Origin of the sequence: Occallatibacter sp., from assembly GCF_049582745.1 — a bacterium.
GTDB lineage: Bacteria > Acidobacteriota > Terriglobia > Terriglobales > Acidobacteriaceae > Telmatobacter.
In genome coordinates this window covers 108,564-135,136 of the sequence record NZ_JBAUUO010000067.1, presented here as the reverse complement: position 1 = coordinate 135,136, position 26,573 = coordinate 108,564, and the positions used below count along the sequence as shown (strand labels likewise).

The 26,573-nt window shown below is 57.4% G+C and carries 17 protein-coding genes; 7 read left to right on the top strand and 10 right to left on the bottom strand.

Translation table 11 applies throughout. The features are described 5' to 3' along the window. Positions 1-112: 112 nt before the first annotated feature. A complete protein-coding gene (locus tag WCA10_RS11375; protein ID WP_472822639.1) occupies positions 113-307 on the top strand; it encodes a hypothetical protein in 195 nt (64 codons plus the stop codon). A gap of 371 nt (positions 308-678) precedes the next feature. Here WCA10_RS11375 and WCA10_RS11370 read toward each other — a convergent pair whose 3' ends face one another. The 3 genes from WCA10_RS11370 to WCA10_RS11360 all read right to left on the bottom strand — a co-directional run bounded on the left by WCA10_RS11370 (position 679) and on the right by WCA10_RS11360 (position 6,997). Next, the gene (locus WCA10_RS11370; RefSeq protein WP_472822638.1) at positions 679-1,707 is read right to left on the bottom strand and encodes a hypothetical protein; all 1,029 of its coding nucleotides are present in this window, start codon (positions 1,705-1,707) and stop codon (positions 679-681) included. A gap of 627 nt (positions 1,708-2,334) precedes the next feature. Beyond that, a complete protein-coding gene (locus WCA10_RS11365) occupies positions 2,335-3,846 on the bottom strand; it encodes a chitobiase/beta-hexosaminidase C-terminal domain-containing protein (protein WP_472822637.1) in 1,512 nt (503 codons plus the stop codon). Between the two features lie 730 nt (positions 3,847-4,576). Then, positions 4,577-6,997 carry a chitobiase/beta-hexosaminidase C-terminal domain-containing protein gene (locus WCA10_RS11360; RefSeq protein WP_472822636.1) on the bottom strand — a complete coding sequence of 807 codons (2,421 nt, stop codon included), beginning with the start codon at positions 6,995-6,997 and terminating at the stop codon, positions 4,577-4,579. A 438-nt stretch (positions 6,998-7,435) separates the two neighbouring features. Between WCA10_RS11360 and WCA10_RS11355 the strand changes: the two genes are divergently transcribed. Together WCA10_RS11355 and WCA10_RS11350 are read left to right on the top strand one after the other, a co-directional pair. Next, positions 7,436-8,605 carry a chitobiase/beta-hexosaminidase C-terminal domain-containing protein gene (locus tag WCA10_RS11355; protein ID WP_472822635.1) on the top strand — a complete coding sequence of 390 codons (1,170 nt, stop codon included), beginning with the start codon at positions 7,436-7,438 and terminating at the stop codon, positions 8,603-8,605. Between the two features lie 364 nt (positions 8,606-8,969). Continuing rightward, positions 8,970-11,483 carry an alkaline phosphatase family protein gene (locus tag WCA10_RS11350; RefSeq protein WP_472822634.1) on the top strand — a complete coding sequence of 838 codons (2,514 nt, stop codon included), beginning with the start codon at positions 8,970-8,972 and terminating at the stop codon, positions 11,481-11,483. A gap of 51 nt (positions 11,484-11,534) precedes the next feature. Here WCA10_RS11350 and WCA10_RS11345 read toward each other — a convergent pair whose 3' ends face one another. The 4 genes from WCA10_RS11345 to WCA10_RS11330 form a co-directional block, all read right to left on the bottom strand. Continuing rightward, positions 11,535-13,028 (bottom strand): glycoside hydrolase family 28 protein, encoded by a 1,494-nt coding sequence (locus WCA10_RS11345; RefSeq protein WP_472822633.1) that lies wholly within the window; start codon positions 13,026-13,028, stop codon positions 11,535-11,537. Between the two features lie 336 nt (positions 13,029-13,364). Continuing rightward, positions 13,365-16,361, bottom strand: coding sequence for an FAD-binding and (Fe-S)-binding domain-containing protein (locus tag WCA10_RS11340; RefSeq protein WP_472822632.1), 2,997 nt, complete (start codon positions 16,359-16,361; stop codon positions 13,365-13,367). Positions 16,362-16,412: 51 nt separating this feature from the next. Next, positions 16,413-16,985 (bottom strand): hypothetical protein, encoded by a 573-nt coding sequence (locus WCA10_RS11335; protein WP_472822631.1) that lies wholly within the window; start codon positions 16,983-16,985, stop codon positions 16,413-16,415. 59 nt (positions 16,986-17,044) lie between these two features. Beyond that, positions 17,045-17,827 (bottom strand): enoyl-CoA hydratase/isomerase family protein, encoded by a 783-nt coding sequence (locus tag WCA10_RS11330; RefSeq protein WP_472822630.1) that lies wholly within the window; start codon positions 17,825-17,827, stop codon positions 17,045-17,047. A gap of 1,021 nt (positions 17,828-18,848) precedes the next feature. Here WCA10_RS11330 and WCA10_RS11325 point away from each other — a divergent pair. The 4 genes from WCA10_RS11325 to WCA10_RS11310 all read left to right on the top strand — a co-directional run bounded on the left by WCA10_RS11325 (position 18,849) and on the right by WCA10_RS11310 (position 23,432). After that, the gene (locus WCA10_RS11325) at positions 18,849-21,812 is read left to right on the top strand and encodes a sensor histidine kinase (protein ID WP_472822629.1); all 2,964 of its coding nucleotides are present in this window, start codon (positions 18,849-18,851) and stop codon (positions 21,810-21,812) included. Then, positions 21,812-22,465, top strand: a complete 654-nt coding sequence (locus WCA10_RS11320; protein WP_472822628.1) for a response regulator — start codon at positions 21,812-21,814, stop codon at positions 22,463-22,465. Before WCA10_RS11325 ends, WCA10_RS11320 begins: the two co-directional genes overlap by 1 nt. A gap of 107 nt (positions 22,466-22,572) precedes the next feature. Beyond that, positions 22,573-22,989, top strand: coding sequence for a hypothetical protein (locus tag WCA10_RS11315; protein WP_472822627.1), 417 nt, complete (start codon positions 22,573-22,575; stop codon positions 22,987-22,989). A 44-nt stretch (positions 22,990-23,033) separates the two neighbouring features. Further along, positions 23,034-23,432 carry a DUF805 domain-containing protein gene (locus WCA10_RS11310; protein WP_472822626.1) on the top strand — a complete coding sequence of 133 codons (399 nt, stop codon included), beginning with the start codon at positions 23,034-23,036 and terminating at the stop codon, positions 23,430-23,432. A gap of 97 nt (positions 23,433-23,529) precedes the next feature. On the opposite strand, the gene WCA10_RS11305 is transcribed toward WCA10_RS11310, so the two are convergent. The 3 genes from WCA10_RS11305 to WCA10_RS11295 form a co-directional block, all read right to left on the bottom strand. Continuing rightward, positions 23,530-24,936 (bottom strand): cytochrome ubiquinol oxidase subunit I, encoded by a 1,407-nt coding sequence (locus tag WCA10_RS11305; RefSeq protein ID WP_472822625.1) that lies wholly within the window; start codon positions 24,934-24,936, stop codon positions 23,530-23,532. Positions 24,937-24,995: 59 nt separating this feature from the next. Beyond that, positions 24,996-25,373 carry a four helix bundle protein gene (locus WCA10_RS11300; RefSeq protein ID WP_472822624.1) on the bottom strand — a complete coding sequence of 126 codons (378 nt, stop codon included), beginning with the start codon at positions 25,371-25,373 and terminating at the stop codon, positions 24,996-24,998. Between the two features lie 95 nt (positions 25,374-25,468). Beyond that, on the bottom strand, positions 25,469-26,557 hold the full coding sequence (locus WCA10_RS11295; protein WP_472822623.1) for a cytochrome b: 1,089 nt from the start codon (positions 26,555-26,557) through the stop codon (positions 25,469-25,471). Between the last annotated feature and the right edge of the window lie 16 nt (positions 26,558-26,573).

The following is a 26,573-nucleotide window of genomic DNA, read 5'->3' as shown; positions in this document are numbered from 1 at the left end:
GGCCGATGGAACATGAGCGGCGCCACTCGTCAAAACGGGCATGAGGATGGTTGCGACGACGAGTTGGGATGACAGACTGTTATTTTCAGGGTGCGACGCCAGCGCGGGAGGCATGTTTGTGTCGGTCGAGCGCATCTTGCAGCAGGAGTCCGCCATCGTCATGGACGAACCGCAATTCTGCATCATCTGCTGGCAGCACGCGGAGCGGTGCGTGGGCGGGAGACAGGCCAAGCTGGGGAGCGCCGTCGACAGCAGCATGATCGCCAACAAGAACCAAGCGCTTTTCCTATCCACATGCACAGTGTAAACCTGCCCTTGCTATGAATATGCCGTCTGTTTGGCTCAAATGACGGTGATTTGAATCACACGTCGATTGTGACAATTCCGGAGGCGGAGCGGCAGGGCCGCCAAATCTCTGAATCGCTGGAGATTAATACGGCCAGCGTTGGCGCAATTTGCTGCATTCGCAGTTGAAACGGAGTTTTACGCGGAAGGCGGGAGGGCAGGATTGTTCGCACATTGGGTTGCCGCTGTTCATGGTCCGGGGAGGCAATTTCGATACAGATGGCTGAATTTCGAAGATGAGGCTGAGGAAAGTTTCGGAATCCGACATGGAAAAGGATGCACAGAAAAAGCGTCGGAGGGCTTTAGAAGCCCTCCGACGTCTTTCCTAGTTCTTTACCATGCTGAGACCTTAAGGGCATCCAGGTAAGCAGTGACGGTTCCGCTTGAGCCAAGCCCGTCAACCTGGAACTGGGTATTGATTATCGGGTCCCATCCAAGATCGGCTGCGCCGAACGCCTGCACGTTAAGGGTGGACTGAACACCATCGAGCCACACGGAATGATAGGTAATGGTGCCGCCGCTGCTGCGGTAGAAGCTGGCCTGAACGTGGTGCCACTTATCGACCGACCAACTGCGCGGGTTGCAGTGCGTGCCGCTCTTGCCAACCCAGGCCATTTTTGGACTGCCTGCAGATCCCTTGTTAACGTTGTAAGCCCATTCCCCGGAGTAGCCGTCGCACTGCACGCCAATTAATACGGTTTGGCCGTTCGGCATTACCTGATTTACGTCAAACTCCAGGTTGCCAATCTTACTGGACGAACTGGTGAGATAAACCCATGTGTCATAGAACAGGTTCTTGGCATCGACATTGTCAGAGAATGATTTCGAATACCGTTCATCGCCGCTATTTGAGAATGACGTCACGAATTTGCGTGCGCTTCCGTAAAGCGATGGGGAACTAACCAGCGACATATAGCCGCTGGAGGAGCCGGGTCCGCCTGAGTCATGCGCAGCTTTCCAACCGTTTAATGCCTCAATGGAGCTGACGATGTCGGCAGTAGAGGGGATGATCGACTCAGAGCTTGTGCTGCCAGCCTTGACGGTGATGGCGATCGATGTGACACATGAGGCTCCGTTCTGACCCCACGCCTTCACATGCAAGGTGTGCCCGCCAGTAGAAGATGAAATCGATGTATTAATGGATTGACCCTTGAAGACGGTTGTATCTGAGCTACTGTCTAACGAATAGCCCATGGATACAACGCTCGTTGACGAGCATACGGACGCAGAGGCGTTCAAAGTAAATGGCGATGAGACATCGGTGTCATTGGAAGGGCTGTTGACTGTTACACCGGCGAGGGCGGGCAAAGTCATGGTGAGGGCAAGGATAGAGGCGAGGGTGATGCTCCGAGCAAGATTCATCGAGTTTCCTTTGCGATAGAAGGCATTATTCTGCTACGTCCCCAGATTGCTCGTACAGCTGGGAAGCCGAAAGGTTTTCGTTTTAGGCGGGTATGTCTGAGATGCAGCGCAAAGCGCCGACTTCGAACTACTCAGCAACCTCTGATCGCGGCGTCGCGGTGCGCAGTGTGCGTGCGACTGCGCTGCCGAACCGATTCGGGCCTAATCTGAGATCCATGGGTGAGACTTGCTGGTACATCGGCATCATAGGTTTTACGAACATGTCGACTTCACTCGGATTTTTGATGGGGCCCCAGGCAACCTTTTCCAATGTGTCTCTAGGAATACTTTCACAATCTATTGCATCCTACAACGAAGAATTCGCAGTAATTTTCGTGCAAAATCGATTTTTTTAGCTATCCCGGAAAGAATTACCGGCAGCGTGCAAAAACTCCACAGCGATCGCGTAAAAATTAGCCACCGCGGCGACGACGACCCGGGGGACAGGCATCGTCTGGCAATTGGGGCAACGGATTGGACTCGTGATTTGTATAGGGGAAACCGCCCGAAGACTGTTGCGCCAACATTCGCACTTCAAAAAACGTATGGCGGGCGTATGCCTTCGGGCGGTTCTGCGTTGTGGAGTGCTCACCACCTGTATATGGTGAAGTTATCGAGATAGAGCGTTGCAGAGCCGTCTGTGCCTGTGGGACCATCAATCTGGAAGTTGGCGATAAGAACTCCGGCGGCCCAGCCGAGTCGGAAATCGGAGTTCACAGTTTTGTTGATCTGCGACTCAACGCCGTCAAGCCACACCGAGTGGTAAGTAACATTGCCTACATTGTCGCGAGAGTAACTGATCTGGACGTGGTGCCACTTATTCGGTGTCCAATTTGCAGGGTTGCAGGGAGCACTGGAGCGAATCCATTTCACCACTGGCTGGCTTGGGGTTCCGGCATTCGAGCTGTACTCCCAGGTATTTGAGGCGCCGGCACACTGGAACGCATAGATGACGGTATCCCCATTGGGGATGACCTGATTGTTGTCCATCTCGAGGTTCATGATCTTGCTGCCTTCTTCGATATAGACCTCGGCGTCATAGACGAAGTTCATTGGCACTGTGTCTTTCGCGTAAGTGACAGAGTAGAGTTCACCTCCGCCATTGGTGAAACTGGTGTCAAACCGCTGCGCCAGTCCGCTCAACGAAGGATCCGCAACGTCAGTCATCACCCCCGTCGATGTACCCGGCGTGGCTGAATCGTGCTTGATTCTCCAATTGGGCATTAACTGCACGCCTGCTACTTTGATCGCGTTTGAAGGAATGGATGGCCCTTTCGACGTGACAATCGAATAGTCCGCTCGCGCGATGCCGCTGTTTGCATAACCCGAAGCCACAGCCAATGCCTGGACCGTCATTGAATTCGCCACCAGAATGGGTCCGGCGTAAACAGGCGACGATGCAGATGGGCCAGAACCGTCGAGCGTGTAGTGGATCGTCGAGCCCGCAGTAGGATCTGACAGCGACACGTACTGCTTGGATGTGTATTGGCCGGGAGCCAGCGAGAACGCGGGTGTGGCCGCAGCGGCCGCCGACGCCACTTTGATGCTGAGTAGGACTTGATCCGCGGCGTGCTGGCCCCAACATTTCACATGCAATATATGGCTACCCGCGCTTGCAGAGACAAACGCACTGAATGAAGTTGGCTCGATGGTCACGGGGCCGCTATCGATCGAGTAGCCCATGGAAACGGCCGGAACTGAAGCGCATGTCTGTGAGCTTGCAACCAGCTTGAACGGTGAGGCCAGGGTCGTGCCGTTTGCAGGACTCGCCACGGAGATATTGGTAGTTGCGGCAAGAATTGTAATGTTGAAAAGCACCTGGGCATTTACTTGCTTGCCCCAGCATTTCACGTGGAGAACATGCGATCCGGGACTGGCTACGACCATGGCACTGAATGATGTGGGTTGAATAATTGCCGCATTGTGATCGATCGAGTAGCCCATCGAGACAGCGGGGACTCCGGCGCAGGTGCTGGTACTTGCCACCAATTTGAAAGGTGAAGTTAACACTGCACCGTTGGAAGGCGTAACGACTGTAATGGCTGACATCGGGATTGTTGATCCCGCTAGCGCTAAAAGTGCGAAAAGGCGAGTCTTCATGGACATTCCTCAAGTCAGGATGGCGAGCACACGTGGATGCACCCCGATTGCGGGTCGCTTCACGATTCGAAAGGCATGGAGAACGCGACGTTCATGGTTCAACGAAACGTGTGAACTTGAAGTCGCGAGCTGAATCGTGCTTTTCCGATACTCCGGTTGCAGCACATCACGGAACCTGCGAGTGAGAAAACGAATTGGTGTAGACGCGAAATGGCTGCGTCCGATGAATCGCAGAGTTCGAGGAATAGCCATCGGTGAGAACATTCCCACCTTGGAAGGCCGGACAATTGCGCACTTGAGGTCGGCATCAGTCCCATGCTGGATAGCGATCCAGCATGGATTGCTCGTTCTACGGATGCTCGCCGATCGTTTTTCAAGACTGAGCCACATTGAGTGCGCCCACCCAACGTCGACGTGGATGTCGTTGGGTAACCCACAGAGAAATCGAGGCGCCTGAACGTCACGATGTGCTGTGTAGGATCAAGTGAAGTGAATTATTTGAATGTCAGTATAGGAGGGGAATAGTTGCGAAACGGTGACTGAAATCACAGTCCGCATTACTTAGGTTATGACGACGATTGCGGTGGGATAACTTCTTGATTTAGATCGACCGAAATGACCACAAACAGACAAAACCCTGGCAACATTGACTCATTTGGCGAAGCGCCGTGAGCCCAACGTTACCAAGGTCCAATCTTCTACAGGTTGTATCGTGCGCCTACCGGCTTTTCTACTGCACGGTGACGGAGAGATTCGTGGTTGATTGCATAGATCCGCTGGTGCCTGTGACGGTGATCGAATAGGCCCCTGCTGTTGTGCCACCGCTTCCTTGGGTTGGACTCGGCGTTTTAGTTACACCGCCGCAACCGCAGGCTACAGAAGCCAGTGTCGCCAACAACAGCAGTCCCAGCATCGTTTGCCATCTACGACGACGAAAGGGAAGCCAAAAGAACGGGATGGCCACAAGCGTTCCCTCACCGATCTTGACGAATGGGCGCAGCGGGTTATGAAGCGCCGCTGCCGAGGCAGCCGTGGTGTTGATGGTGAGCTTGGAGGTCACCGCCTGGGCGCCGGATATGGAGGCGGGCTGGGAGACATTGCAGGTAGGCGGAGCGACAGCGCCCGCCGGACTGCTGGTGATCGCGCAAGAGAGAGACACGCTTCCGGTAAATCCGCCGGCGGGAGTGATTGTGATGGTTGAAGTCGCTGACCCGCCCGCTGCGATGGCTGGTATGGAGCCCCCCGTCAACGTGAATGAAGGCTGAGTAATTGTGAAGGTCGCGCTGGCCACGCTGCTCAGGCCATACCCTGGGGCGCTGGCAATAGCCTTGATGGTTGTATCGGTGCTGATGGTAATCGGCGCAGTGTATTGTGTCGATGTTGGTGTCGGCGTGGAGCCGTCGAGGGTATAGAAGATGCTCGCAGACGGTGTCGAACTGGATATCTGAACACTCTGGCTCGTGGAGAATGTTCCGCCATTGGGATTGATGACGGGTGCCGCTGCGCTTGCCGCAGCATTGAGGAGCCCGTAGACGTCCACTTCTCCATGTGCTGCAACGTAGACCTTTCCGTTGGTCACCACTGGTACGGAGAACTTATTGGCGGGTCCAGCCGAGTCGCGCGTAGCGTTGGTGTCGCTCTCATAGAGGATATCGGAAAGATCGGTGGCGTCGAAGGCGTACAACACGGCAGGTCCGTTGGTGTTGAACTGGTCGGCCTGCACTGCCCAGGCGATGCCATCCTGCGTTCCATTGGATGAGATTGAGAAGGTAGGTCCGGGGAATTTTGAAGTAGAGGTTGTCTCGCTGTCGGGCTCGGTGTCCATTACGCCGTTATTCATCTTGAACAACATGCCGGCGTTGGGTGTGCCGGGGTTGTCGCCGCCAGCCCACACATAAACATTCCCATTCCAGTAGGCGCCCGTGCCCCAGAAGCCTTGTCCTTGCGAGATCACGCCGGAGATGTCCTGTAGCGCATTGGTGTTCGACGATGCGCCGGATACAAGACCGCCGAGATTATCGCGGTTCAACACTGTGATTCGCCCTTCCTTTCCTGCGGTGACCAGCACGTGGGGATAGGAACCCGGCTGGTCTGGCAACATCAGCACGCCACCGGCACCCTGATCCCAGTCTTCAGTATTGAGGGTCAGGTAGTTGAACGAAGTAAACGAATCAGTTGGCGTGAGCGCGCCGTTCGCGAGATTAAAGGCAATGACGCTCTGACCGAAATCGGTGCTGGCGTTGAATGGTGGATTGGAACGGGCGCCATTGCCGGTTACGACAAACATACGGCCACCGGAGATGTTGGTATCGATTGGCATTCCTGCGCCCGAGCCCCACACGCCCGCGCCGATATCGTTCGGGCTGAGACAAAGCGCTGCTGACTGTTTCAGCGTGGTCGCGTCATACGCGAACAGCCATCCATGCCAATTGTTGAGGTCGCCGTGCGCCGCGTAGCCGAAGTAGACGTACCCGTTGTAATAATTCAACGCGGTGCGCTGATTCTGCCACAGCGGACTGAACGTAATCTGCCCACCGGAACTGCCGGCCCCGGTTCCCGCCGCTGTCGCAGTAATGTTCACCGGGCTATTCGCCTGCTCAGTACCGTTCATAATGTTGATCGCATGCAGGCGCGAAAAGTACACACCGTTTTCTTTTGTATTTGCGACGACGTACATCGTGTTCGTTGCGGAGTTGATCGTCGGAGTGCCTGTAATGCCCACAGTTGGCGCAACGTCGGGTGATCCAGTATCGGCCCAGGGCACTGCCGTGGCACCGGCCCCCGCCCCGTAAGCAGCGGTAAGCAGGCTAACTTGCCAGATTGGCTTCGCATTGGCTCCGCCGTTTGAATCCGCGTCAAAGGCGTAGATTGAGTCATTCTCCGTCGCAACAAAGAGCACATTGTGCACGAGGCCGTCGCTCATCTTCAGCGCCGGGACGTAAAGCGGCTGAGCATATACCGTACTGTCTACGGGGAGCGAGAATAACTTGCCGAATGATTGCGGGTTTACGTTCGCTTGAGTAAGTGCTGTTTCTTGCGTGTTATCGCCGGCGTGTGTCAGATCGTAGCGCCACGTTAGAACGGGAACGGGCGTTGGTGATTGAGCAACGACGCTCGCAAACGACGTGCAGATCAGGGCGAATCCCAGCATTCGGTGGAAACAAATCGGCCGCTTGGAGAAATATCTTGTACAGATGAGAATCGCAATGACAACAGGAGACTGGCGAACCCGTTGGATCATACAGAGGCACCTTTACGGAAGATGAACTGAAATACCACTCCGCCAGGAAAAGAAATGACGGGTCAACAGCTTGCCTGCGAGTTGCGGGCATGAACAGCTATGCAATGAGCTGATTCAGTGATCGACTCTTGCGTTTTGAACGTGGAAACACCGCGCTACACTCTACGTCGTTACACTTCTCTGGTTTGCCAACTGATGAAATTAGCGTGAGAGAGCAAAGTGGGATCTTCACGAGAGGTCATGCTCCCATACAGAAAGGGAGCTATTCGTAAGATGGTTGTCGGCGCACGGCGGTTGCTTTCGAGGCTGAATCGACTTTTCAATCTATCTTCGGGCAGAATATCCACTATGCACTCTGCAAGATCCATCGCAATGTCAACGCGGGGCGAGGCAACAGTTCGCCTCTTCGCCGCTGGGGGCCGGTCTTTGCTGCTGATGTGGATCGCAGTCGCGATTGCAGCGGGCGCTCAAAGCGCGCCGCAGATTCCGCTGGGCGTGGCCTGGCAAGTCAAGGGGCCATGGCGTGCCGATGGCCAGACAAAGCCGGTTCAGACGGGTGATGCAATCAAGCCGGGGTCGCTGCTTTCGCCGGTAGCGGGATCTCCTGCGCACTCAATCACGGTCCTTCTTCCTGACGGTCAACGCATACTTTACGAGTGCTTCCAGGCTGAAGATTGCGACCGCGGTTTTCGCGTGCCATCGCTGTATCGCTTACCCGATCCGAAGGCAGTCGACATGCTGTGGCGCATTCATGCGGTGCTGGTGAAAGGACTCCCTGTGCCGGGGATCACGCGAGGCAATCAAGGCGTGCTGCCGCGAGACGAAGCCGTAGCGATCCTCGATGCGCAGTCTCGAGCCGAAGTCACCGGTTTGGTCGCCGCTCTCCCTGATGGTCGTTATACATATACGGAGCAATCGCTCGGCCATGATGACGCACATCCGATCCATAAAACGTTTGACAAAAAAGGTGCTTCCGTTGTCCTTGACATGCCATCGCCGGGATTGTTCGCCGTGATTATTGCCGATCGCCTTAATACGCCGCGTGTCGATCTGCTGGTCGCCGCAGTGAAGGAGCCGCAGGGCGCGATTATACGAGATTCTTTCCGCGATGCGAAAGCATTGATCAAGGATTGGAATGGCGATTATCAGGGATGGCCTATCCATGACTTTCAGAGGGCCTATCTCGAGGCATTGATTATGGGCATCAATCCTCAAATCCCTCACGCCGGCTCCAATACTTCGGGCAGTCAGAAGAATCATCCCGGTATGGTTGCAGAACCTGTCTTCATGCCCAAACCCGGAGTGCTTCAAGGCGACACCGCCGTGACTTTGCGGAGCGATACGCCCGGCGCGACGATTCACTTTACGGTTGATGGTTCGCAGCCGTTCACGTCCTCGCCGGTATACAGTGCTCCAATCATGGTGAAAGGGACGGCATTGATGATCAAGGCGTTTGCGACTGCGAAAGGCAAAGATCAAAGCGCCGTCGTTACGGGAATATTCAGAATCGGAGAGTAGCCGGGATCGCCGTCAGGCAACCACATCTTCCCGTCTTGTCATCGTATGACATACATCTCGATTTGAGTCGACCCGGACATCGGAGGGGAACCGGGTTAGGCGTCTGCGATGTTTTCACAATAACTGTATACCGCATGAGAGAGCCTCGGATATGGATCGCCTGGGCTCAGCGTTGAAGTGTGCGCATCGGGAGTGATTGTTGGACGTCAGCATAGTTAAAGGCGTTTCGTTCCGTGTTTTCATGAGCATCCTCATTCTGGGGATCTTCGGTTGCGGTTCCATTCATCAAAACAATTCACCTCAGGCCGCAACCGTAAACATGGTTGCCTCTTCCACATCAATCAACGCTGGAAGTTCAACAACTTTGACCGTCACCGCGACATATGCATTGAGCGTGCAAATCACGGGCTCTGACGGGACTTCCTACAAACTTCCGGCGAGTGGCGGAACGCAAACTGTGAGTCCCGCGGCGACAACTACGTATACCGCAACCGCGACTGGCTCTACAGGGAATGTAACCGCCGCAGTTACAGTGACTGTAAGTACGGCATCTAATCCTCCGCCGACTGTTACGATCAGCGCCAGCCCCGCGTCCATCGCCGCGGGAAGTTCATCGATTCTTACAATCACCGCTACTAATGCGACCACGGTTGTTATTGCCGGATCGGACGGGAACACTTACAACTTGCAGGCCACCGGCGGCACCCAGGCAGTAAGTCCGGGGGCAACGACGACCTATACAGCCTCTGCCACAGGCGCAGGAGGTACTGTATCGGCATCCGTAACCGTGACCGTGACGCCTAATCCTGCACCGACGGTGCAAATCAGCGCGAATCCAACCGCCATTGCGACCGGAGAGTCTTCCACGGTCACGGTTACCGCGATGAATGCGACGCAAGTCACTGTCTCGGGAAGCGACGGTACTACGTATACTCTCGCGGCCAGTGGAGGAACGCAGTCGGTGAGCCCGTCTGCAACGACGACATACACCGCAAACGCGACTGGGCCGGGCGGAACGGCTACCGCCGCGGCCACCGTGACAGTCTCAGCGAATCCAGGGCCGACCGTGACCATCTCGGCAAACCCAACCACTGTTGTTACCGGGAATTCGTCGTTGCTGACTGTGACCGCGAGCAATGCAACGGCGGTTGCGATCAGCGGAACGGATAAAAGCGCTTATACGCTGGCGTCCACGGGCGGAACTCAAGCGGTGACACCAGCGGCGACGACGACTTACACAGCGACGGCGACCGGAAGCGCCGGTAAAGCGACGGCGGGGGCGACGGTTACCGTCACACCTGCGGGGAGCCTTCAATCCATCGACCACGTGATCTTTATGCTTCAGGAAAACCATTCGTTCGATAACTATTTCGGGATGCTGAACCCTTACCGGATAGCCAATCACTGGAACGTGGGGGATGACGGTGTCACCTATCAAGTCGATGGCATTGATGACAAGTTGACGACGATCAGCAATGTCGACAATGAGGGCACGGCGTTTCCGCTCTTCAAGTTCACGAGTACGTGTGTCGATGACGAGTCGTCTGACTGGCTATCAAGCTATGGCGACGTAAACCGGTATAACTTCCTTGCTACGCGTCCAATTCAGATGAGTGGTTTTGTCCACGACGCCGAGGGTTTTGCAAACAGTTGCTCCTCAGGAGGCGGCAGCTGTTCCGGGAGCTATACGGACCTGACCGGTCGGCGAGCCATGGGTTACTACGATCAGAATTTCCTGAACTACTACTACTACATGGCCTCGCAATTCGCGATTTCAGATCGCTGGTTTTCGCCGGTTGCGAGCAAGAGTGTCCCCAACCGGCTGGCTACATTCACGGGCGGTACGACGCAAGGTCTTGTCAAGGATCCTGGCGGGAACGATCATCTTCAGCAGCTCGACATCAATAACATATTTGAGGAGCTCGATCAGGCAAACGTCACGTGGAAGATTTACTACACGGTAACCGAGGGTCTCTGCCTCAATGACGATGACTGCCTGGCCTCGGGAAGCAGTGTATATCCCGCCATCCACTTCTCTAACCTGACTTACTCATTCCGGTATATCTATGAGAATCCGACGGGCGCCGCCTGCAAAGCTCCCACGCAGCCGTCGAGCGTAGTGGGCGACTCGACCAACTCTTTCTGTATCGATCCGGATCACATTGCCCGGCTGTCTGCGTACTTCACAGACTTGACCAACGGTACGCTTCCCAGCTTCGGCTTCATCGAGGCGGGTTACGGACACAGCGACGAGCATCCGGGCTCAGGCCAGTCGATTCTTGAGGGGCAGGCACAGGTTGCGAATATTGTGAATTCGCTGATGAACAGCGGCGAATGGAAAGATTCGGTCTTTTTTCTGAGTTACGACGAGGGCGGAGGTCCTTACGATCACGTTCCGCCAGTACCAGGGCATTCGAATGATTTCACCGATGCGTCGCTGGGGACAATCCCGGATATCTCGCAGATCGCGGTCAATGCAGATACCTATTCACCCTGTGTGCCGGCAGGCGGGACACCCACCCTTCACTGCGATCTTGCATCGACTGATCCAGGAGCCAACCCTGGGGACGCCGCGGCGATACAAGGATTCAGTGCGCAACTCGGTTTTCGCGTGCCGAACATTGTCATCTCGCCATTTGCACGCCGGCACTATGTCTCTCACATTCCCATGGACCACACAGCCGTAATCAAATTTGTCGAGAACCGCTTCATCGGCAGCTCCGCGCACCTGACGCCCCATGATGCCGCGCAGCCCAACCTGCTCGACTTTTTAGATTTCACCAACGTTCCGTGGGCCGCACCGCCGTCACCGCCGGCTCCCGTCACTGCCCAATCGTTGGGGTATGACCCGTGTACTCCGGCTAGTTTTGGTCCTTGAATTGCGACGAGGGCGATCAGATCCACGATCTCTGCCCTTCGATGATTGAAATTACGACATTCTCACATCGCGTGATCCGATCTGTTGCAGGATCGGAGTTCCGCGCCTGACCGGAGCGCTCGTGAGACCGTTCACCTGAGCATCGTCCACGTCGTCGAAGATGACCGCGGGGCGCGCGTCTTCGGCGGTCGCAGTGAAGGCAAGATCATTCAGCCGCAGTTTTTGCGCGTGACGAACGTACAGTCCCGTCGCCGGCAGCATGCCGAACATGCGCGCTTCAGGATATGCGCTCTCTTTCTCCGGCACAGCGCGGCCGACCCAATCCGGGCGCCCTGGAAGCACGTTTTGAACCTGGATGTGCGAGAGCGTTACGTCCTGGACATTCAAACCCGGCAGCCCGGTGATTGAACTCGCGAGCAGCGATTCAGTCGCCTGAACATTTTCGATATTCACGTTCCGAAGGCCGTGTTGCGGATTATCGTGCGCATGCTTGCGGTTTTCCAGACGGATAAAAATCGGCGTACGGGTCCGCTCCATCCGGATCCCCGTGACCTCAACTCCGTCAATCCAGCCCCCATCCACAACCTCGAGCGCAATCCCGGAGATGACTCGATCCGCGAACGGAACGGGCCCATTGCGGACAACGGAATTGGAGAACTTGATGTTTTCAAAACCGCCCTCGGAAGAGGTGCCGAGCTTGAATCCGTTACAACATGTTGTGAGCGTGCAGTTGGTAACTTCGATGTTCTTGAGACGACGCGGTTCAGGGCCATACGGATTTTCGCTTTTCAGGCAGATGGCGTCGTCACCTGTATCGACGACGCAATCTGTAATTAACACGTTCTGACATCCAGTGATGTCCATCCCGTCGGTGTTGGGGCCGACAGTCGGATTCTTGATATTGACGCCGCGAATCTCGACGTTGTCAGAGTTCACCGCTCTCATGGTCCATCCTGGAGCGTTTTCAATATGCACGCCATAGATCTTCAATCGTTGGCAGTTGACGAACTCGAGCATGGGGCTCGGACGCCCGCTCTTCTTGGGCGCCATGGAATGCGAGGCAACATCGGCCCATTCTTCCTCGGGCGGCAAAGGCGCACGGCCAGAGGGCTCCCAGAAGCTAGGTCCCTGACCGTCGATTCTCCCCGCTCCGGTCAGGGTCACGTCGTCTGCGTCCTGCGCAAAGATCAGGTGTCGCGGGTTGATGCCAGGGTAGGCAGACGATCCGTGCTCGGCGTTATAGTCGTTGATCGATGTGCTGCCAAGAAGCGTTGAGCCTGATTGCAGGTTCAGGGTCACCTTTGCCTTGAGTTCGATTCTGCCGGTGAGAAAGGTGCCCGGCGGGATGTTCACCGTTCCGCCGCCGAAGCGGAAGACGTCGTCGATCGCGCGCTGGATGGCCCGGGTGTTCAGCGTTCTGCCATCGGGTTTGGCGCCGTATTCCAGAATGCTTTTCGTCGCCTGAGCGAGCTGCAAAAAGCCGCGGCGCGCAGTCACGACGCTTAGGGCAAACGGCAAAGTGGTGAGGAAATCTCTTCTCAGCATGGGGACCCCGGCCGGTTAGATTCTGCCAGACGCATCCTCGATCTGCAAGGTGCACGGGAATTATTGACCTGAGCAGATGCAAGAACTTCCGTGAATAATCGGAATGTTCACGTTCGCGGAATAGAATCGTCGCAATGGAGCCGACTCGGCTTCAGCAGCACGAGCGGCAGGGGGAACGACTACGGCCCGCCCGCGCCGGCTACGCCGAGCAATAACAGAAAGAAACCGGATCGTGCATCGACCCGAAGATCAAAGGGAAGATCCGGCAGGCTAAGCGGATACCAGGTGAACAACATCCGCGGATTGGGCGGATCTGTGACACTTCCAAGGTGCCGTCTAACCGCATCCGCAGCTCCGCGCCAGCAGTTCCGCGAAGTGCAAGGCCTGCTTATGCCCCAGTTGCTGAATCTGTTCGCGGCAGCTGAACCCATCCGCGAGGATCACGGTCAGCGGACCCGCCGAGTCGACCGCCGGCATCAATCCATCGCTCGCGATCCTCTTCGACACTTCATATTTCTCTGCCTCGAATCCGAAAGGCCCGGCCATCCCGCAGCATCCCGCCTTGATCACCTCCACGTTCGCGCCGGCGCGCTTGAGCAACGCGATCTCGCTGCCCGGCCCGCCAAACACCGCCTTGTGGTGGCAATGCCCATGCACCAAAACATGCGCACCTTCAAGCCACCCCGGCACCCATTCAGGGGCCTCTGCCGCAAGCCAATCCGCCAGCAGCCACACCTGCTTGCTCATGCGCTCCGCTCGTTCATGTTTCGGAAAGAATTCGAGAAGTTCGTCTTTGAAGACGCTCGCGCAACTCGGCTCAAGAAAGATGAAAGGCATTCCCGCATCGATCTCGCGAGCCAGGCGTCTCAGCACATCGTCGAGATACGCCCGCGCCTGATCGAGAAAGCCGAAGTCATAGAGCGGTCGTCCACAGCACATATGGCCCTTTGCCGTTTGAACGTCGAAGCCCGCTCCGCTCAGCACGGTCTCGGCGGCAACCAATGTCTGCGGGTGATAGTAGTTGTTCCACGTATCCGGCCACAGGAAGACCTGCCGTTTGGTTGACATTCCAGCAGGGGCTGCAGCCGCACTCTTATTGGCGGCGTTTTCGGCACGACTCAAGCCACCCCACGGACGAAGACCTGTCTGCGGGGACTCCGAAAAGTCGTGCCCTGATACAAAACTGCTTCGCGCGAGCCGGGGCAATGCACGCTCAGACGCAACGCCTGCGATCCGCTTGATGATCGGGCTTGTGAGCGCTCCGGTAAGGATGCCATTCGTGATTCCCGGCGCCATCGATCCGAATCGCGCCAGCTTGTCTGCGAACCCGAACACGTAGTGCCGCGCAGGATGCACGCGTCCTTTGTAGTGCTGCGCTAGAAACTCCGCTTTGTACGCAGCCATATCCACTTGCACTGGGCATTCCGTTTTGCATGCCTTGCAACTCAGGCACAGATCGAGCGCCTCATGTACGGCCTTGCTTTGATATCCCTCTGCGCGGAGCGAACCTGCGAGCATCTCCCACAGCAGGTGCGCCCGCCCGCGCGTGGAATGCTTCTCATCGCCCGTCGCGCGATAGCTTGGGCACATCACGTCATTGTCTGTCTTCCGGCAGGCGCCCACGCCAACGCAGCGCTCGGTAGCATGCTCCAGCGACCCCTCGTCGCGCGCGAATGCAAAATGCGGTTTGATATCCACTCCAGCACTTTCACCCGCTTGCACATCGCTCTCGATTCCCTTGCGCAAATTCTCGATGGGGTCGTAGACCCGTACCGCATCCATAAGCTTCCCAGGGTTCATGCGGTTGTCTGGATCCCAGAGTGCTTTGAAATCGCGAAATGCCCGCATCAGTTCCGGCCCGAACATCTTGGGCAAGAGCGCCGCGCGCGCCTGCCCGTCGCCGTGCTCACCGCTTAACGATCCGCCAAAGCCGAGCACCACATCGGTGGCACGATCGAGAAACTCACGAAAATCGCGAAGCCCCTTTTCGCTGCGGAAATCGAAGTTGATGCGCATGTGCACGCATCCCTGGCCGTAGTGACCATAGAGCGGGCTCGAGTAGCCATACTCCGCCATCAACGAGGTAATGCTGCGCAGATAAGCTCCCAACTTCTCCGGCGGAACGGCAGCGTCTTCCCACCCTTCCCACCGATCCGGCTCACCCGGCACGAACACCACCGCTCCCAGTGCTGACTCGCGCACGTACCACACGCTCGCTGCTTCCGCGGGCGTGCAGATATGTGCAACCGGTGGATTGGGCCAGCATCGGCAGTCTCTTGTCAGCGCCTCGGCCTTGCTCTGCGCTTCGTCCGCGCTCCAGGCCCCCATCTCCACCAGCAGAAAACCAATTCCCGGCGGCAACTGGTCGAGTTCCTTCAGAGCCAGACCTTTGCGACGCATGAACTCGACCAGCAGATGATCGAATCCCTCCAGACCGATGGGCTTGTGCTCCAGCGTCAGGGGAACCGCATCCGCCGCCACGAAAGGATCGTCGAATCCCAGCACGGTGAGCACGCGGAAGGGAGGGCTCGCCGTCAGGTTCAGAGTCGCCGACAGCACCGTGGCGCAGGTGCCTTCGCTTCCCACAAGCGCTCTCGCCACGTTGAAGCCATTCTCCGGCAGCAGTTCGTCGAGGTTATAGCCGGAGACGCGGCGCGGGATCCGCGGAAACCTCGATCGCACCATGTCGCCATATTGATCGCGAATGCGCTTGAGGCCGGCATAGATTTCGCCTTTCCGGCCACCTGCGCGGATGATGCTTTCGAGTTCTTCTTGGCTCGAGCGGCCGACGGTCATGCGGGTGCCGTCGTAGAGGACGATGTCGAGACTTTCGACATTGTCGACGGTCTTTCCGCCCAACAAGCCGTGGACGCCGCAACTGTTGTTGCCGATCATGCCGCCCAGGGTGCAGCGCGAGTGCGTCGCCGGGTCCGGTGCGTAGGTCAGATGGTGGTTCTCCGCCGCTTCGCGAAGTCTGTCCAGCACAATGCCCGGTTGCACCACAGCGAGCTTGGCAGTGGGATCAATCGACGTAAGCCCATTCATGTACCGGGAAAAATCGAATACGACTGCAACATTCGCGCACTGGCCGGAGAGACTGGTTCCACCGCCCCGCGGCAGCACCGCGGCGCCCAATGCACGACAGGCTTCGAGGGCAGCTTCTACGTCTGCACCATCGCGAGGCAGAATCACACCGATCGGGAGCTGCCGGTAATTCGACGCGTCGGTCGCATAGAGAGCGCGCGAACCTGCATCAAAAAGTACGTCGCCGCGAAGCCTGGATTTGAGCCGTGCTTCGAGTTCGCGATGCGCACTGAACCGCTCGTGATCCAAAGGAGGTTGATTAAGAATCGTGAAAACGTCCACGTGGGAATAGTAGCGCGCCTAGCGCGTCGGCCACTCTTCGACAACGATGCCCAGATCGTTCAGCTGCTGGATTGCGGCCTCTACGTTGCGCCGTATCTTCGGGCGATCCTTCGCAGAGGCGCCGGGCAGCTCGGCCACTGCCACCACGCGGCCGTATTGCCATGCACCCTGGGGCAGCGCGGCCATTGCCTCAGCGAGGTCTTTGGGGCGAATCTCGATTTCCTGCCGCCGCGCAGCTTCCGGACGGAGCATGGTGCCTTTGCCCAGATCGCTTGTATTGGCATCCGCCTGCACAATGCGCAAGTGAATGGCATCGGGTCCAACGGCGAGAAACGGATTTGCCCAAGCCGACGGGTCATGCACATCCACATACATGCTCTTGGTCGGAAGCGGAATGTGCGAAAGCGCCCCGCGTTGCTGATCGCCGGTGCTGGCCCGCGCCTGGGCGGCAGCCTGGGCCTGGTGCTCGGCGTTCACGGCGTTCTTGGCCACGCCTACAACCGCTTGCTCTTCGCGATGACAGGCAACAAGAGCGACCGCCAAAAGCGCAGCCATAGCTGCAAAGCCGGCAGTTTTGGAGGGAAGGGTCACCCGTCCAGAATATCAGGAAGGCGATTCTGACTCAGACGGCAGAATGGAGTGTGGGCTGCTTACTCGCCTTTCCAGATCGGTTTCCGCTTTTCAAGGAACGCCGCGGTCCCCTCGGCTTTGTCCGCGGTGTCGCATAAGAGCCCAAACCGATCTGCCTCGCGCAAAAGCGCAAGATCCAGCGGCAGATCGAGTCCTTCGTCCACGAGGCGCAAGGTTTCAGCGATCGCCAGCGGCGCCTGGGCCGCAATTTCGCCCGCCAGCGCTTCGGCGCGCTGCATCAACTCGGCGGCAGGCACTACCTCATCGACAAGGCCGATCCGCAGCGCTTCGCGGGCATCGATGATTGCACCGGTCAGCAGCAGCTTGAGCGCCGCTCCGCGTCCCACCAGCCGCGGCAGACGCTGCGATCCGCCATATCCCGGCACCACGCCCAACTTCACCTCGGGCTGTCCGAATTTTGCGTCGTCAGCTGCGATCCTGAGGGTGCAGGCCATCGCCAGTTCGCACCCGCCGCCCAGCGCGAACCCTCTTACGCAGGCGATTACGGGCTTGTTGAGGGTTTCGATCTTGCGGAAAACCGCCTGGCCCCGGAGCGCAAAAGCCTTGCCCGCACCATCCTCCGCCGCTGCCAGTTCGCGTATATCGGCGCCGGCGGCGAAGGCGCGCTCCCCGGCTCCGGTCAGCAAAACCACGCGCACGTCTGTGTCTGTTTCCAGTTCGTCGAATACGGAACTCAGTTCGGCAAACGTCGCCGCATTCAGGGCATTCAGTACGTTGGGCCGGTCCAGGGTGACGGTAGCCAGCATCCCGTTCTTTTCCACGCGAATGTTTTCGGTGTCCATGTCTATGTACTTTACTCAACCAGCCACGACTTCGAGAGGGGGGGACCCCTATTATCCCCCCTCTTAGGGTAAATGTTTTGTTTTCAGTGAACTACAGCGGAGAGCGCGGCCAAAGGCCTCTCTCGATTGGGTTTAGCTGTAGAGGTTTCTCATATAAGGGCTTAGGTTCGTCGCTGGAGTGTGCAACTGTGAGTGAAGCGGGAAACCTCAAAGAAAGATAGTAGGATTTCCCACATAATTCAGGTTATGCGAACGGCCGAAATAACCTGCAAAATCGCAAAAGAAATTTGCCGTTTGTTTTGAAGGGGTTAGGCGGTAAATTTGGTTCAGGGGGCTTGACGAGGTGTGAGGTGAACCCCTGTGGTGAGACAGATGGGTTAATGGCGACTGCGGAGGAAGAGCAACTGCGGGTTCCTCCACTCCCGTTGGTCGGTCGGAATGACAGGGCCTGGGAGTGGGATGGGTTAATGGCGACTGCGGAGGAAGAGCAACTGCAGGTTCCTCCACTCCCGTTGGTCGGTCGGAATGACAGGGCCTGGGGGTGGGATGGGTTAATGGCGACTGCGGAGGAAACGCAACTGCGGGTTCCTCCACTCCCGTTGGTCGGTCGGAATGACAGGGCCTGGGAGTGGGATGGGTTAATGGCGACTGCGGAGGAAGAGCAACTGCGGGTTCCTCCACTCCCGTTGGTCGGTCGGAATGACAAAGTGGGGGATAACCGACTCAGTGGTGGGTTGGCCCGGCCGACGAAAAGAAAAGGGCGGGCCGATTTCGGCCCGCCCTCAAATCTGTATGCCAGAGATGTACAAGTAAATTTCAGGAGGCATGCTTAGAGTAGCGAGAATGCGGTGCTGCGTCTTGGGTCATTCGGACGACGAACTCCTCCACCCGTGGGTGGAGACCTTTCCAGAACCAGCACAATGAATCGAAAGGGTTTCTGCGTATTCTGCGGTCTGGGCTGATAATCGGAGTAATGCCCTTGCAACGTCACGCTTCTCGTCCGGGTCTGGATTAAGACACCTTGTTGCGCATTGAAGCGAACCCGATCACCAAGGCTCCCGGACCTGGCCAATCTCGGCTCGTCGTGGGGCTGTCGCGAGTGTCTGTTCCGTTCGCCGGAAGCCTGATGGCGCTTCTCTTCGCGTACACGGGCTGGGCTTCGGCCCTGGAGCCGACTACACCGCTGGCGAACTACGGCCGCCAAACATGGGTCATGGAGAACGGGCTACCGCAAAACACCGTGCAGGCTCTTGCGCAGACACGGGACGGGTTTGTCTGGCTCGGCACGGAGGCGGGGCTGGTTCGCTTCGACGGCAACAGTTTCGTCGTCTTCGATCAGAACTCGAAGCCCGCGCTCCCCGGCAATGACATCACTTGCCTCATTGCCACCGACGACGGCTCTCTCTGGATCGGCACTAGCGATGGGCTGGCACGCTTGAAAAATGGATCGGTCACGACCTTCACCACAGCGGACGGCTTGCCCAGCAACTCCATTCGCTCCCTCCGGCCATTCCGCTGGCCAGACTCGGAGTATAGCGTCGATGCCTCCACCCAGAATGGAACAGTCGCAATCAAGGGATCTCGCGCGGTGCCGGTCCTGGTTGACCGGGCAGGCGAGCCGCGCCCGCTGTTCTACATTCATTTGACCAACAAAACCGATGTGTCCGTCTATACGACCGCGGTCAACATTGTCGAGAAGGATCATTCGCCGCGGAGGCTCGTCGTCGGCAAGGACTTTCCAGGTACGCGCATCCAGACGGCATTCGCCGATCGTGAAGGGAAATTATGGATCGGCACGAACGGCGGCCTCGTCCGCTGGGTAGCGGACAAGGTCGATCGTTTTCCAGTGACCGATCCGCTAGCTTCGGCATCCATCCTCTCGGTCCTTGAAGATCGCGAAGGCAACATATGGGTAGGCACCGAAACCGGCGGGCTGCACATTCTGCGCGACGAACGCTTTCGTACCTTCGGGACGCGCGACGGGCTCTCCTCTGACGCCACCACGACCGTCGTTGAGGGCAATGCCGGAACGCTTTGGGTGGGAACGAGCGGAAATGGACTGGACGCGGTCTCCCGCAATGGAGCTTTCATCACGAAAGTGAAAACACTGGAAGTGAAGGACGGACTATCGAGCGATGTGATTCTTTCTCTCGCAGCGGCGCCGAATGGAGATCTTTGGGTGGGGACCCCCGACGGGCTGAATCGCATTCGCAAGGAAACCATCACCACCTATACGAGCGCCGATGGATTGCCTGACGACTTCGTGCGTTCCCTGCTGGTAGATGCGGATGGCTCGCTGTGGATCGGCACACGGCGTGGCCTCGCACACTGGATGGCAAATGGCGCGCACATTGACACCTTCACCCACGCGACCGGTCTGGGCAGTGATCTTGTTGGAGCCATGGCGCGCGATATCCATGGCAACCTGTGGGTGTCGACGCTCGCAGGCCTTTCGCGGTTCCAGGGTGGTTCCCAACCCAGCATCTCAAATTTCACATCGGCGAACGGCCTCTCAAGCAACGTGATCACCGCACTGTTGCCGCGCAGCGACGGGACACTGCTGATCGGCACGCAAGGCCACGGATGGAATATCTGGGACGGCCATGGCTTTTCGCCCGTTCAAAAGTCCGGATTGAATCGCACGACCATTCACGCAATTCTGGATGATGAACGCGGCCACCTATGGTTCGCCACCGAAAATGGCATCGCGCGCTGCGACTGCGACATGGCCGGCGGCTCGCATTGGATGGAGTTTGGCCCTGCCGATGGCTTGCGCGGACGCGAGATGGCAACGAACAGCCACCCTTCCGCCTGGCGCTCACACGATGGCTGGCTCTGGTTTGCGACGCCGAAAGGCCTGGTTGCCGCCGATCCTGCACATTTCCCTGTAAATGCGGTGCCGCCCCCGGTGGCCCTGGTGCGTTTTGCCGTTGACGACGTGGACCAGCCGTTGCATGGAGCAGATCCTTTGAAGGTCCAGGCAGGACATAATCACTTCCAGCTCGATTATGCCGGCCTCAGTTTTACCGCTCCGCAAAAAGTGCGCTATCGGTACATGCTGGAGGGATTCGATCATGAGTGGACAGAAGCCGGCGCGCGGCGCTCTGCCTACTACACCAACATTCCGCCCGGCAATTACACCTTTCGCGTGCAGGCGTCGAATAACGACGGCGTCTGGAATACGCAGGGCGCTGCGTTCCCATTTACGCTGCGGCCGCATTTCTACCAGACCATCTGGTTCTACATTCTGCTGACGGCGCTGGCTGCGGGAGTCGTCCTGCTGTTATTGCGTCTCCGGTTGCTGCGCGCCGAGCGGGAATTCCGCGCAGTCCTTGCCGAACGCAACCGCATTGCCCGCGAGGTTCACGACACGCTGGCGCAGGGTTATGTCGGTGTATCGGTTCAGCTCGAGGTGCTTTCGGAGCTGCTTCGCACAAACAACACTGAAAACGCCATCAAGCAGCTTGACGGCACCCGCCAACACGTCCGTGAAGGGCTTGCCGAAGCACGGCAGTCCATCTGGGCCCTGCGTTCGCAAGACAGCGGTGAAAATACGCTCCCGGTAAAGCTTCGCCGCGCCACGGAACTGGCCAACGGTCACGGTGTGGAGGCGACGTTCAGCCTGTTTGGCGCCTTCCGGCCCATGCCGCCGGGAATGGAGAGGGAATTCCTGCGTGTGGGCCAGGAAGCCATCCATAATGTGAAGAAGCACGCCGGCGCGACCCATCTCTCTGTCCAGCTCGAATACGGACCGGCCGAAGTTGCACTCGTGGTGCGCGACGATGGCCGGGGATTTGAAATGAGTGACGGTTTTCAGCCTCCGCCAGGCCACTTCGGGCTGACTGGCATGCGGGAGCGCGCAGATGCCATCGGGGGCATGCTGGAAGTGACAAGTGAACCGGGCATCGGTACAACGGTGCGCCTGCAGGTAATGACGCCGAAAGAGGCACGGGCCAAAGAAATGAGAGAAGAATCGGGGGAGTGATGGCGACGCAGGAAACCATACGCGTTCTCGTGGTGGAAGACCATCACGTGGTGAGGCAGGGTCTGGTGGCCCTTCTGAATGTGGTGAACGGAATCGAAGTGGTAGGCGAGGCGGCCGACGGCGTCGAGGCTATCGCACAATTCAGAAAATGCCAGCCCAATGTCACCCTGATCGACCTGCGCATGCCACGACTCTCGGGCGTCGAGGTCATCCAGCGCATCCGCATGGAGACGCCGCAGGCCCGCTTCATTGTGCTCACCACCTACGATGGCGACGAAGACATCTTCCGTGCGCTGCAGGCGGGCGCCCGCGCTTATCTGCTGAAGGGGATGACTACCGACGACTTAGTCTCGACCATTCGTACCGTGCATGCGGGCCGCTCACACATTCCACCCGCGATTGCGCAGAGGCTGGCCGAACGCGTCGGCACGGAAGAGTTGACTCCCCGCGAATTCGATGTCCTGGAGCAAATCGTGCACGGTCGAAGCAACAAGGAGATCGCCACGGAACTCCAGATTTCCGAAGCCACGGTGAAGACCCACATCAACAGCCTGCTGGGCAAACTGGGGGTGACCGATCGAACCCAGGCCGCGACTGCCGCAATCCAGCGCGGCATCGTTCCGCTGGAGTCTCTGCGAAAGCCAAAACCATGAACAGGGTGACCATGAAACGAACTCTTCTTCTTGCATTTTTTGTCGCGTCCGCTTTTAACTTTGCACACGCACAGAAATCCGCATGGCGACAGGCTACGGATTCGGAATTGGCAACACTACTGCCAGCGCGCGCTCCTGTCATCAAAGAGCACATTGAAACCGAGATGCGCACTGCCAGTGGCATCGTGGATGGCCGCGGACGCTATATTGCGGGAGTGGTATTGATTACCGCGGGCTACAGCGCCGAGGGCAAGTACTCGCACTTCCTCGTGGTGCAATCACCCATCCGGCTCGGCGGCGTGGATCTGAAGCCCGGCGAGTACGTGTTTGGCTACACGCACGAGGGCGAGGTTCTGAGAGTGCATTTCAACGAGGCTGCAACCGGGGCGCTGGTCGGAACGACCGATGCCCACCTGGCGCCAACGATTAGGGGAGTGACTGAGATTCATATATGGCCGCCAGCAACCAGGGCCATCGTCCAGATCGGCCGCTTCGGTATTCCCTATGAGCTAGGCGAAAAGTAACGCGGAATCAGGAACCCTGCTGTACGGCTCCAATGGAGGAAGACATGGCGTGGTATCTTCTGGCGTGGCAAAGGGCAACCGATTTCAGCGGCAGATCGCGGCGCACGGAATACTGGATGTTTCAGTTGTTCAATTTTTTGGTGGGGGTCTTCCTCGGGCTCGTAGCTCTTGCAACCGGCGCACTTTTTGGCGAGCAGGACGGTTACAACACGTTTGCCATATGCATAGGTGTCTTCGGCTTTGTGAGCTTTATTCCGGGATTATCGGTTACAGTGCGCCGGCTGCATGACATTGGGAAAAGCGGCTGGTGGTACTTCATTGCCTTTATTCCTTTAATCGGCGGACTGATTCTGTTTGTGTTTACGCTGCTCGACAGCGATCCCGATCGAAATGAATACGGGCCGAATCCCAAGGTGCCCGGCCATGCCAACGTTGTAATCTGATCGGCTCGGGAACACGAAGAAGTCGCAAGTGGTCAATAAGTCCAACAACAAAGGCCCGCGCTATGCGGGCCTTAGCTGTCAGCGGAGAGGGAAGCAATTATTTTCGCGCCGTAAGTACTGGCTTAAGCGCTGTGGGCACTTGTGGGTTCACCTGCGCGTTCAGAAAGTCGGCAAGGTCATTTACATCCTGATCGGTTCCAACCATGGGTGGCATGAATTTGCGATAGGGTGAGTCGTGCCTGGGGTCAGTATCGTGCAGCATCACGATGAAGTTGCGGATGTTGGCGCGATCTCGGCCTTCGAGCAGATGAGCGAGCGGCCGATAGCCTTGGAGCGTATGGCACGATCCGCACTCGCCGCGGAAGATGGCCTCGCCACGGGAGTAGCTGGATGCGGAGCCATTCCATACCCATTCGGAGCTGGCGAGATACCCCTGCGCGTCGATCCTGTTCACATAGGGGACGCGCACACCGTTTGAGTACATCCACTGGCCGATGACGTAAGGCTTGCGGAGCATCTCGCGTGAATACTCGCCGGCGCCGGTTGCCATTAGCGCCAACAACAGCACGGCAATGGCGTGGGCAAGATTGAACTCCTTCGGATTGCGATAGGCGAGAAAGTATGCGACCCAGATAATCGTCGCCGAGGTGACGATGATGATCAGCGCCATGCGCGTCACGGTGGAGAATGTGCCGGAGTTGATGGTGTCGATGCCAAGGGTGAGCAGGGCGCGCTGGGAAGCCGGAACCATCATGTAGTACCAGATCATGAGGAACGGCATGGCGACGAACGACGGCATCAGCCACTTCACGCTCCATTGCACCTTGCTGATCTTGAGCGCGGGATGCTTGTCGCCATCGATGCGGCTGGCGGTGATCAGCGCCCAGATGCCGGCCAGGGAAGCGCAGACGCAGGTGCGCAGCAGGAGACTCGGCCAGTAAGTCGGATTGAAGAAAGCATTCCAGAATTTGCTGGCCTCGTGGCCCGTTCCGGCAACAGCGATCCAGGTGTCGCCGGGCGTGAGCATGAACGACAGAATACCGTTGATGATGATGAGCGTGGCAGCAGAGGCGCCCGCATACACCCAGCCCACTTTCAGGTGCAGCTTCTCAGGAATGCGATTCCACGTGTAGTAGTACACCGCGATCGTGGTCAGCTCGACCATGAAGAAGACCCACTCCATCGCCCATCCGAAGACGAAGTTGTGAATAAGCGTGCTGGTCCCCTCGGGGTGCGTCAGTCCAATTGCGAACCAGATGCCTACCCCCGAAACAGTGCCGAACACCGCCGTGAGAACGAGGAAAAACTTTGAATGGCTTGCAAGCTGCTTCAACCAGTCAGCGCGCAATGCAGGATCGGTCATGCGCAGCGCTTTGTGCTCGGCCATCGGCAAATAGAATCCGCCACCTACGGCAAACTGCGAAATCATGACGTGGAAGATGGCGATCAGTCCGATCACCCAACCCGAGCCTAAATGCGGAATGTCCCAAAACGGATAGTTCATTGATAACTCCAGAGTAAACAGTGGACAGTGGACAGTGGACAGTGAGCAGTGGTTCCTGTTCAAGCCCTGAGCTTTCCTAAAATCGTGAAGATCATTCTTCCGACCTCGTGTGCGAGACCTTCGGCATCGTTGATAAGGCTGGTATCTCCGAAGCCGAGTTTCCGGGCAATCTCTAACTGAGTTTGCAACTCACAATTCGATCCTCGGGCGATGCCGAGGAATTGTTTGAACTCACGCGTATTCAGTCTGCCTTGTTCCTCAGGGATGTTGCTGGGAATGGAGACAGCACATCGTCTCAGCTGGCTCGTGAGCCCATAAACTTCTTCACGCGGAAACTTTTGAGTAAGTCTGTAAACGACGAGCGTCAGTTCCATCGATCTTTGCCAAACCTGCAGATCGCGGAAGGACCTCACTCTCGTAGTGGGTAGTTCACTCATTCTTCGTTGCTCCCTGTTCACTGTCCACTGTTCACTTCATCACTCATTCACTTGTTCACTTCTTCACTCGTTCACTTGTTCGCTCGTTCACTTCTTTACCGAATTGTCCAATAGCCGATTGCTGTCGTGGCCAGGAGCGCGAAGACGGCGATCAGGCCGAAGTAGTGTGCGGCGCGTCCGCGTTTTCCGGAGTCGCGGCTGGTGTCGTAAAACGGGATCATTACCCACAAGGCAATGCCGATGGTGAACAGCAGAATGCCTGCAATTTCTCCTGGCTCGCCCTGCAGCCACTTGACCATGCCGAGCAGTTTGAGCATCTCGAAGGGGCTCATGAAATACCATTCCGGATGAATGCCCATCGGGGCAGGCGCGAGCGAATCAAACTGCTTGCCGAGCTGCCATGGGAAAACCGAAGCCAGCAGCGCAAGAATGTTCAGCGAGATCAGCCACATGGCCAGATCTTTGCGCAGGAAGTTCGGCATGAACGGCATGGTCTTGCGATCGCGCAGCGGCCTGGCTTCTTCGCTGGGCGGCGCGGCGTTGCCGTGCTTCTGGACCAGCCATAGATGGAAGGCAAGCAGGGGCAGGAACAATGCTGGAAGCACGACCACGTGAAGTGCGAAGAAGCGCTGCACCGTGAATTCGCTCACATCGGGTCCGCCGCGCAACATGCTTGCAATCGCCGGACCAATAAACGGAATCGCGGCTGGAATCTGCAGACCGACCTTTGTGGCGAAGTAACTTAGCTCATCCATGGGCAACAGGTAGCCGGAGAAACCGAACACGGATGCGATCCCCAGCAGACCCATGCCGCTTAGCCAGCCAAATTCGCGCGGCTTGCGATAGGCCTTCATAAAGTAGACCGAGAACATATGCACGAGAATCGAAAACATCATCAGGTTGGCCGACCATGCGTGTGCCGAGCGGATGAGCCATCCGAAATGCATCACATAGGTGATCTGCCTGACAGATTCAAACGATTCCGCGCCGGGGCGGTAATACACCAGCAGCAGAACGCCGGTGAAGCACTGAACAAGAAACAAGAAGAGCGAAATCCCGCCCCAGTAGTACCAGAACGATTGCGCGTGGACGGGAACGGTCTTTTTGCGCGCAAACGCGGCGAGATCTGAAAGGCCGAGGCGCTCATCAACCCAGTCATAGATAAAAGCTGTCTTGGTAGTCATGCCCTATGTCCTTTTG

Excerpts from the sequence above, each read along its gene's own strand:
- WCA10_RS11375 (WP_472822639.1), top strand. The coding sequence starts at position 113 with ATGTTTGTGTCGGTCGAGCGCATCTTGCAGCAGGAGTCCGCCATCGTC.
- WCA10_RS11370 (WP_472822638.1), bottom strand. The coding sequence starts at position 1,707 with ATGAATCTTGCTCGGAGCATCACCCTCGCCTCTATCCTTGCCCTCACC.
- WCA10_RS11365 (WP_472822637.1), bottom strand. The coding sequence starts at position 3,846 with ATGAAGACTCGCCTTTTCGCACTTTTAGCGCTAGCGGGATCAACAATC.
- WCA10_RS11360 (WP_472822636.1), bottom strand. The coding sequence starts at position 6,997 with ATGCTGGGATTCGCCCTGATCTGCACGTCGTTTGCGAGCGTCGTTGCT.
- WCA10_RS11355 (WP_472822635.1), top strand. The coding sequence starts at position 7,436 with ATGCACTCTGCAAGATCCATCGCAATGTCAACGCGGGGCGAGGCAACA.
- WCA10_RS11345 (WP_472822633.1), bottom strand. The coding sequence starts at position 13,028 with ATGCTGAGAAGAGATTTCCTCACCACTTTGCCGTTTGCCCTAAGCGTC.
- WCA10_RS11330 (WP_472822630.1), bottom strand. The coding sequence starts at position 17,827 with ATGGACACCGAAAACATTCGCGTGGAAAAGAACGGGATGCTGGCTACC.
- WCA10_RS11320 (WP_472822628.1), top strand. The coding sequence starts at position 21,812 with ATGGCGACGCAGGAAACCATACGCGTTCTCGTGGTGGAAGACCATCAC.
- WCA10_RS11310 (WP_472822626.1), top strand. The coding sequence starts at position 23,034 with ATGGCGTGGTATCTTCTGGCGTGGCAAAGGGCAACCGATTTCAGCGGC.
- WCA10_RS11305 (WP_472822625.1), bottom strand. The coding sequence starts at position 24,936 with ATGAACTATCCGTTTTGGGACATTCCGCATTTAGGCTCGGGTTGGGTG.
- WCA10_RS11300 (WP_472822624.1), bottom strand. The coding sequence starts at position 25,373 with ATGAGTGAACTACCCACTACGAGAGTGAGGTCCTTCCGCGATCTGCAG.
- WCA10_RS11295 (WP_472822623.1), bottom strand. The coding sequence starts at position 26,557 with ATGACTACCAAGACAGCTTTTATCTATGACTGGGTTGATGAGCGCCTC.